Origin of the sequence: Methylophilus sp. 13 (genome assembly GCF_015354335.1) — a bacterium.
GTDB lineage: Bacteria > Pseudomonadota > Gammaproteobacteria > Burkholderiales > Methylophilaceae > Methylophilus > Methylophilus glucosoxydans.
In genome coordinates this window covers 1-1,319 of sequence record NZ_JADKYR010000012.1, presented here as the reverse complement: position 1 = coordinate 1,319, position 1,319 = coordinate 1, and the positions used below count along the sequence as shown (strand labels likewise).

1 protein-coding gene is annotated in these 1,319 nt (G+C 54.6%); it reads left to right on the top strand.

Going from position 1 to position 1,319, the window contains the following annotated elements:
- A partial coding sequence (locus tag INP77_RS14935) for a methyl-accepting chemotaxis protein (protein WP_228518972.1) occupies positions 1–1,319 on the top strand: 1,319 nt, incomplete at both ends.

The following is a 1,319-nucleotide window of genomic DNA, read 5'->3' as shown; positions in this document are numbered from 1 at the left end:
TTCCGCAAGATTGTCCAGGGCGTGAACGAGACGCTGGATGCGGTGATCGATCCTCTCAACGTGGCGGCCCAATATGTGTCCGATATCTCCAAGGGCAATATTCCGGCCAAGATTACCGACCATTACAATGGTGACTTCAACACCATTAAAGACAACCTCAACCAGTGTATAGACGCCGTCAATGCGCTGATTAGCGATGCCGACATGCTGTCACAAGCCGCGGTCGATGGCAGACTCACCACCCGTGCCGATGCCAGCAAACACAATGGCGACTTCCGCAAGATTGTTGAAGGCGTCAACAACACCCTGGATTCCGTGATTGGACCATTGAATGTGGCTGCGAATTACGTAGACCGCATTTCCAAAGGCGACATCCCTGAGCGCATTACCGACCATTACAATGGCGACTTCAACGAGCTCAAGAACAACCTCAATACCTGTATTGAAGCGGTCAACCTGCTCGTCAACGACGCCAATCAACTGGCCGAAGCCGCAAAAGAAGGACGCATCACCGTGCGTGCTGATGTCGACAAACACAATGGCGACTTCCGCAAGATCATTGCAGGCGTGAACAACACGCTGGACATGATCGTAGAACCGATCATTGCAGTGACCGAAGCAGTGGAAACCATCACCACGGCCGCCAATGAAATCTCCAGCGGTAACTCAGACCTGTCTGCGCGTACCGAGCAGCAAGCCTCCAGCCTGGAAGAAACTGCCGCCAGCATGGAACAACTGGCTTCGACCGTGAAACAGAACGCTGACAACGCCAAACAGGCCAACCAGCTGGCGCTGACCGCCTCAGGCGTTGCCGTCAAAGGTGGCCAGGTGGTGAACGAAGTGGTTGCCACCATGAGTGCGATCAACGAAAGTGCCAAGAAGATCGAAGACATTATTTCGGTGATCGACGGCATTGCCTTCCAGACCAACATTCTGGCCTTGAACGCAGCGGTAGAAGCGGCGCGTGCAGGTGAGCAGGGCAGAGGCTTTGCGGTGGTCGCGGGTGAAGTACGTAATCTGGCGCAACGCTCAGCCAGTGCGGCAAAAGAGATCAAGGAATTGATCACCGACTCTGTGAACAAGACCACCGAAGGCACCAAACTGGTTGAGAATGCTGGTAACACCATGGAAGAAGTGGTTTCCTCAGTCCAGCGTGTGGCCGATATCATCAGTGAAATCTCAGCCGCATCTACCGAGCAGACCACCGGCATTGACCAGGTGAACCAGGCAGTGACCAGCATGGATGAAACCACCCAGCAGAACGCTGCACTGGTTGAAGAGGCCGCTGCTGCGGCTGAATCCCTGGTCGATCAGGCCAA